Here is a 7,400-nt window from a genome sequence, read left to right on the forward strand (position 1 = left end):
GCTATCGCCCGCTCGCGCAAATCCATCGACAGGGGTCGTGCCATCCCTGCTGGCCTCCAATTCCAGCATCAAGCTTGAATCAGAAACCGCCTGATTTGGGAATCCCCCAATCGATTCAGCCAAACATCATCCCGCTCTAGAGCGAGATGACATGAAGATGAATCGTTGTCCCATCCTCCGTCATTGCGAGGAGCGAAGCGACGCGGCAATCCAGAGCCACAAGCTCGGCAAGAGCTGGATTGCTTCGTCGCAAGGGCTCCTCGCAATGACGGAGGACACGGCTTCGAACTAACATAGAGTCATCATGCTCTAAATATCTCGAGGTTCCGGGTTCGCGCGCAGCTGGCGCTGCGCGCGCCCCGGAACGACAGCCTAGCTCGGCTTCGCCGGATGAATGAACGCCCACGGGCTGGTCTCGGAATCCCTGGGCACTTCGATGACAATCAGATAGGGCCCGCCATTGGCCAGTGCCTGTTCCAGCGCCGGGCGAAAATTGTCCGGCGAGGTGACGCGCGCAGCGCCGACGCCGAAGGATTCTGCCAGGCGAACGAAATCCGGATTGACCAGGTCGGCGGCGACCACGCGGCCGTCGAACGCTTGCAACTGGTCGCGCCGCACATTGCCATAGGCATTGTTGTTGAACAGCAGTGTCACCACGCCGATCCCGTATTGCACGGCGGTGGCCAGCTCCTGAACCGCGAACATGAAGCCGCCATCGCCGGTGATGGCGACCACCGGCCGGTCGGGAAAAGCCACCTTGGCGCCGAGCGCGGTGGGAAAGCCGGAGCCCAGCGTGCCTTGATAGCCGGAGGTGAGGAAGGTGCGCGGCTGGTACACCGGAAAGCCGTACCAGGAGGCGAAGCCGACCTGCGACAATTCGTCGGTGACGATGGCGTTGTCCGGCAGTATTTCGCGCAAGATGTCGAGATAGGCCATCTGCGGCTGTACCGATTGAATCTCGTGCTTCGCCCTGGCCGAGGCGTCGCGGAGGCCCTGCCGGCGCCCGGTCGATTTGGTGACACCGACCTTGCGCACCGAGGCGAGCAGCTCGCTGGTGCCCGCCTGCGCATCGGCGACCACGGCGACATCGGCATTGAAGCGGCGCATCTCGACGGCGTCGATGTCGATGCGAACCGATTGCTGGCCCTGCGGGCGATACGGCCAGCGCCACAGCGGCAATTCCATCCGCGTACCGATGCCGATGATCAGGTCGGTCCGCGGCCACAGATGATACGCCGCCGCCATCGTCAGCCCGAGTTCATGGGCATTGCTGACAATGCCGCGGCCGGAGCGGAACGCGACCACCGGCGCGTCGATCAACTCGGCCAGTTCGAGGATTTCGCCCGATGCGTCGAAGGCGCCGGAGCCGACAAAGATCATCGGATTCTTGCTGGCACCGATCAGCGCGGCCGCGGCCTTGATGCGCGCGCTGTCGGGCGGTGACGGCGGCAGCCGATCGAACGGCTGCGACGCGTTGACGTCCGCGCGCTGGGTAAAGATATCCCATGGCATTTCCAGCGCCACCGGGCCGCGGCGGCCGGACAGCATCTCCTGAAATGCGCGCGATACCTTGGCCGGGGCATCGCCGGGATGTTCGACGCGGTCGGCCCATTTCACGAAGCTGCGCAACGTCGCGAGCTGGTCCGGCATTTCGTGCAGATGGCCGCGGCCCTGGCCGAGGAAGGCGGTCGGCACCTGGCCGGTCAGGCACAGCACCGGCTCATTGCCGCCGAACGCAGTGAGCATCGCCGCCCCCGCATTGAGCACGCCGGGGCCGGGCACCACGCTGAACACGCCGGGTTTTCCCGAAGCGCGCGCATAGCCATAGGCCATGTAGCCGCAGGCCTGCTCGTGCCGGGCGCCGATCACGCGCAGATCAGCCTGGTGGAAGGCGTCGAACAGGCCATAGATCTGCGCGCCGGGCAGGCCGAATACGGTATCGACGCCGTGCGCGACCAGCCCCTGCGCGATGGCTTCGCCGCCGGTGAGTGCCGTCATGAGGTGGTCCGATCGTGGTGAGGTGAATTCATTCGTCAATGACACCATTGCGCAGCGTGCCGATGCCGTCGGCGGTGACCTCGATGACGTCGCCGGGGACCAGAAAACGCGGCGGATCGAAGCGGGCGCCGGCGCCGGTCGGCGTGCCCGTCACGATGATATCGCCCGGCATCAGCGTCGTGAAGGTCGAGATGTAGCTGAGCAGGTAGCGGAAGCCGAAGATCAGCCGGGACGTGCGGTCGTCCTGCCGCGGCTCGCCATTGACATAAGTGGCGAGACGAATGTCGGCGATCTGCGCTTCGTCGGTGTAGGGCACGATCCACGGCCCGAGGCTGCCAGTCGAGTCAAAATTCTTGCCTTGCGTAACATTGAATTTTGCATGCCGTACCCAGTCGCGAATGGTGCCTTCATTGCACAAGGTCAGCGCCGCGATGTGATCCAGCGCGTCGCGCTCGGCGATGTGGCGTCCGGCCTTGCCGATCACCAGCGCCACCTCGCCCTCGTAATCGAGCTGCGTCGACGCGCGCGGTCGCACCAACGGCGTGCCGTGGCCGACGAAGGACCGCGGCGTGCGCATGAACAGGCTGGGAAATCTGGGCGCCTCCTGGCCGTCTTTGTATTCGGCGTTGCGGTCCGGATAGTTGACGCCGACGCAGATGATCTTTTCCGGAGACGGGATCGGCGGCCGCAGGGTAACGTCCTCGAGCGCGAAGTCCGCCGACAGGTTTTCCGCCGCGTCGGCCAGCCGGCGCAGCGCGCCGTGCTCGATCGCCTCGCGCAATGTCGGATAGTCCCGCGCATAGCGCGCCGACAGATCGACGGCGCCGCTCTCGGTGATGGCGCCGTATTTTTGCGCGCCGTTGACGGTGAAGGTGACGAGGCGGGGAAGGGGCATTGTTGTTTCAATCCGCAATGGTCACATCCGCAACGAATAACGGCTCGCGCACATCCTGCCCGGCGAATCCGGAACCCTGTTCGAACCAGGAGCGTGGCGCCGGCGCGCCCCACAGCGTTTGCCGCCGTGGATCGCGCAGCGACCAGCGCAGCGGCTCGTGGTCAGGGTCCATGGTCTGGTAGTCGCTCGAATAGAGTTCGAGGCGATGGCCGTCGGGATCGCGGACATACAGGAAGAAGGCGTTGGAGATGCCATGGCGGCCGGGGCCTCGCTCCATATTGGCGAGATAGCCTGATGACGCCATCACGTCGCAGAGATGCAAAATGTTCATCGGACCGGGTACCCAATAGGCGAAATGGTGCAGCCGCGGACCGCGGCCATTGGTGATGGCGAAATCATGCACATTGCCCTTGCGATGCATCCAGGCCGCGGCGATGCGGCCGGCTTCGCCGTCCTCCTCGGCATATTCGGTAAGCCGGAAGCCGAGCCGCGCGTAGAAATCGACGGTGTCCTGCACCTCGGCGGCGAACACGTTGAAATGATCGAGCCGCTGCGGATGGCAGCCCTTGTAGAGATCATAACGCCGTAGCAGATGCGGGCGCTTCTCCATGGTTGCGTAGAGCTCGATCGCAAAGCCGAACGGATCGCTGAAGTGCAGCGTGCGGCCCTGGAACGGCCGTTCGACGAAGGCGTAGATGATACCGCTGGCGGCCAGGAACGCAGCGGCCCGGTCGAGGTCGTCTTCATCGCCGACGCGAAAACCGAGCCGGTGGCAGGCGGCGGCGGTCCCCTGGCGCAGCACCAGCGAGTGGTGCTGATGCTCCTCGCTGCCGCGCAGATAGACGGTCTGGCCGTCGTCGTCCTCGACATGCAGGCCGATGGTGGTCTCGTAGAACGCGCGGCTGGCCTCAAGGTTGGTCACGTCCAGCACGGCATGACTGGCGCGCAGGATATTGAACGGCGGATCGAAGACGGGCGACGGGACCGGCATGGACGTTTCCTGGTTGATTTGTCGTGGTTTTCCGGCCTCACCCCGTCATTGCGAGGTCAGGGAAAGCCACTGGCTTTCCCTGATCTCGCAATGACGGGGGAGGGGTCAGTCGTTGGCCTCAGCCTTCATCGCCTCATGAATGTTATTGCGCTTCCAGCTCGTGTCCTTGTCGTTGATCTGGATGTCGAATGACAAGGCGAAGCTGGCTTTCGCAAAGTGCGGATCGAGAAACGTCGACAACGCCTTGAAGATATGATTGCCGGCCTGCTTCCGTATCGCCAGATCGCGGCCTTCGCCAATCCGCAGCAGCACGTCGAGAAAGCCGGCACCGGAACGTCCATCGGCGATCGCGTAGTGATCGCAGCGGATGGCGCGGACGCGAATGCCGCCGAGCGGAAAGATCGTGGTTTCGATGGCCGCCAGACGTACCACCTCGCACAGCGCGCCGATGTCGACCGACGGCTCGATATTGGCGGAATATTCGATGGTGAAATGCGGCATGGGCGTCTCGTTGATCCGAAACTGTTGTTGGTGCGGCTGCGATCGCTGCGCGCGACGATCCTACGGAAGCCGGGACGAGGTTAATAGCGGCAACTCGTATTGCGACGCAGCAAATCGGTCGCCTGTATTGGTCGAAAGACCGTTTGATCATGTTGCGATCGACGCCTAAGAGGGGCGGTAGACACGCGGGGCGTTTTTCGCTCAACTCGCGAAATCAATAGAAGGCCGGCGCTCAAGTCCGGCCTCTACGGGAGGATATGATGAAGCTGACGAGACGTGATTTCGCCACCGGTCTGGCCGCCGGCATCGCCGCGCCCTATCTGATCGGCACGGCGCGGGCGCAGGGCGCCACCATCAAGGTCGGCATGTGCGCGCCGATCACCGGTCCTGCGGCCGAGGCTGGCAAATATGCCACCGGCGGCGCCAAGCTCGCGGTCGAGGCCATCAACAAGGCTGGCGGCGTGCTCGGCAAGCAGCTCGAGCTGATCGTCGAGGACGACCAGACCACCAACCCCGGCATTGTGCTGGCCTTCTCGAAACTCGCCGCGCAGTCCGAGATCGTCGCCTTCCTCGGCTCGATCCGCTCCACCCAGGTGCATGCGATGGCGCCTGATGCGCTGAAGCTCGGCAAGCCGGTGCTGTTCGGCGGCACTGATCCGAATCTTACCAAGCTCGGCAATCCCTGGCTGTTCCGTTTCCGTCCGAATGATACCTATTCCGGCCGCGTCATCGCCGATTATGGCGTCAAGACGCTCGGCAAGAAGAAGTGGGCCGTGCTGCATTCGACCGACGCATTCGGCACCGCCGGCGGCAAGGCGCTGACCGAAGCGCTCGGCAAGCTCGACGCGACGGTCGCGATCGATCAGGGCTATGCCAACCAGAGCCAGGATTTCACCCCGGTGGTGCTGGCGATCAAGCAGTCCGGCGCCGACGTTCTCGGCTCCTACTTCACCTTCGAGAACGATCTCGGCATTTTCGCCCGCCAGCTGCGTCAGCTCGGCGTCACGATTCCCTGGGTCGGCTCGCCCTCGATCGTCAACGTCACCGCGCTGAAGCTCGCCGGACCGGCGCTGTACAACACCTATGGCGTCGCCGATTACGCCGAGGATTCCTCCGAGGCCTCGAAGGCGTTTGGCAAGGCCTATCGCGATGCCTACAAGGTGGCGCCCGACAACCAGAGCTCGTGGCCCTATGACGCGGTGATGGTGCTGGCGCAGGCGATCAAGAATGCCGGCTCGACCGATCCGCAGAAGATCCGCGAAGCGATCGTCGCCATCAAGAAATATCCTGGTGCCGAGGGCGAGTACAATTTCGACGACAAGGGCGACGGTCTTCACGGCTACAACATCGTGAAGAACGAAAAGGGCAACATCGTCTTCGACAAGCACATCGAATTCGCCGACTGAGCCTGTGGTTCCTGGGCACGCGCGCCTTCGCGCGTGAGCCAATCCAAAACTGTCATCCCGGGGCGCGAACGCCGCAAGGCGATCGCGAACCCGGAATCCCGAAAACGGTTAGCGACTGTTGCAGCGCTAGCCACCTCGAGGTTCCGGGTTCGCATGCCAGACGGCTTTGCCGCTGTCCTGCGCCCCGGAACGACGAGCTTGTAACCCAATCGCCTGACACCCTCCCACCGAGCACCCCCGATGGACCTTGCGCTACAACTTCTCTTCACCGGCATCGGCATCGGCGCTGTCTATGCGCTGGTGGCGCTCGGCTTCGTACTGATTTTTCGCGCGACAAATGTGGTGAACTTCGCGCAAGGCGAATTCTCCATGGTGGCGGCCTATCTGATGGTGGTGTTCGCCGTCGATCTGGCGCTGCCATACTGGCTGTCGTTCCTGCTCTCGCTCGGCGGCATGGCGCTGCTCGGGGTTATCTTTAATCTCGGGGTCTATTATCCGCTGCGCCATCGCAGCTTTTTGCCCGTGATCATCGCGACCATCGGCGCGTCGATCCTGATGGCCAACGGCGTGCTGGCGCTGTACGGCCCGCAGCCGCAGGTGCTGGAGGGCTGGTTCGAAACCCCCGGCATCCAGGTCGGTCCGGTCTATCTCGACAGCCAGTATCTCCTAATCATTGTCGTCACCATGATCCTGGTGGTGTTCAATTACTGGTTCTTTGAAAAGACCATGCTCGGCAAGAAGCTGCAGGCGACCTCGCAAGACAAGGAGATGGCGTCGCTGCTCGGCATCTCCGTCTCCACCATGATCATGATCACCTTCATCTATTCGGCGATCCTGGGCGGCCTGGCCGGCATTCTGGTGGCGCCGATCCTGTTCGTCTCGATCCAGATGGGCTCGACCATCGCGCTGAAGGCCTTTGCCGCCACCATCATCGGCGGCTTCGGCGACGTCACCGGCGCCATCATCGGCGGATTGGCGCTCGGCATCATCGAGACCTTTGGCGCAGCCTATATTTCGGTGCCGTACAAGGACGCCTTTGCCTTCATGGTGCTGGTCGCCTTCCTGGTGTTCCGCCCGCAGGGCATTTTCGGCGAACGCGTGGCGGAAAAAGCATGAGCGCCCCCAGCGAAAACATTCCGTCGGTCGCCGCTTTGCCGCGTTCCACGCCGATGCTGATCCGCCACGCGCCATATTTCATCGGCGCGGCGATCCTGGTCGCGCTGGCCGCGTCGGCCAGTTTCGACGGCTACGTGCTCAACATCCTGATGCAAGCCACCACCTTCGCGATCGCGGTGTTCGGCCTCTCGGTGGTGCTCGGCCTGTGCGGCCAGATCAATCTGGCGCAGGCCGCGTTCTTCGGCTTCGGCGCCTATGCGGTGGCGATCGGCACCTCCGACTATCAGATCAGCTACTGGCTGTGCCTGATCGCCGGTTGCGTGATGGCGCTGCTGGCGGGCGCGGTATTGGGCATGTCGACGCTGCGGCTCGGCGGACATTACCTCGCGATGGTGACGATCTCGTTCCAGCAGATCATCACACTCGTCATGATCAATGCGATCTGGCTCACCCGTGGTCCGGACGGCGTCTCGCGCATCGGCCGGCCCGATCT

General features: G+C 63.4%; 7 protein-coding genes. 3 read left to right on the forward strand and 4 right to left on the reverse strand.

Annotation, left to right across the window (positions count from 1 at the left end; translation table 11 throughout):
- Window positions 1-372: 372 nt before the first annotated feature.
- From Q0S16_RS12730 to Q0S16_RS12745, 4 genes are all read right to left on the reverse strand, one after another.
- Complete coding sequence (locus Q0S16_RS12730; RefSeq protein ID WP_295848736.1) at window positions 373-1,998, reverse strand: thiamine pyrophosphate-dependent enzyme; 1,626 nt, start codon at window positions 1,996-1,998, stop codon at window positions 373-375.
- Window positions 1,999-2,026: 28 nt separating this feature from the next.
- Window positions 2,027-2,893: a fumarylacetoacetate hydrolase family protein gene (locus tag Q0S16_RS12735; protein WP_295848737.1), complete on the reverse strand. Its 867-nt coding sequence runs from the start codon at window positions 2,891-2,893 to the stop codon at window positions 2,027-2,029.
- A 7-nt stretch (window positions 2,894-2,900) separates the two neighbouring features.
- Window positions 2,901-3,884, reverse strand: a complete 984-nt coding sequence (hpaD, locus tag Q0S16_RS12740) for a 3,4-dihydroxyphenylacetate 2,3-dioxygenase (RefSeq protein WP_295848739.1) — start codon at window positions 3,882-3,884, stop codon at window positions 2,901-2,903.
- 105 nt (window positions 3,885-3,989) lie between these two features.
- Window positions 3,990-4,385, reverse strand: coding sequence for a 5-carboxymethyl-2-hydroxymuconate Delta-isomerase (locus Q0S16_RS12745; RefSeq protein ID WP_295848741.1), 396 nt, complete (start codon window positions 4,383-4,385; stop codon window positions 3,990-3,992).
- Between the two features lie 260 nt (window positions 4,386-4,645).
- On the opposite strand from Q0S16_RS12745, the gene Q0S16_RS12750 reads away from it, so the two are divergent.
- From Q0S16_RS12750 to Q0S16_RS12760, 3 genes are all read left to right on the forward strand, one after another.
- A complete protein-coding gene (locus Q0S16_RS12750; protein WP_295848743.1) occupies window positions 4,646-5,791 on the forward strand; it encodes an ABC transporter substrate-binding protein in 1,146 nt (381 codons plus the stop codon).
- A 240-nt stretch (window positions 5,792-6,031) separates the two neighbouring features.
- Window positions 6,032-6,907 (forward strand): branched-chain amino acid ABC transporter permease, encoded by an 876-nt coding sequence (locus Q0S16_RS12755; protein ID WP_295848744.1) that lies wholly within the window; start codon window positions 6,032-6,034, stop codon window positions 6,905-6,907.
- The coding region (locus Q0S16_RS12760; RefSeq protein ID WP_295848746.1) for a branched-chain amino acid ABC transporter permease at window positions 6,904-7,400 on the forward strand (497 nt) is incomplete at its 3' end. The genes Q0S16_RS12755 and Q0S16_RS12760, both read left to right, overlap by 4 nt.

The sequence above is a fragment of the Tardiphaga sp. genome (genome assembly GCF_025356345.1).
Classification (GTDB): Bacteria; Pseudomonadota; Alphaproteobacteria; order Rhizobiales; family Xanthobacteraceae; genus Tardiphaga.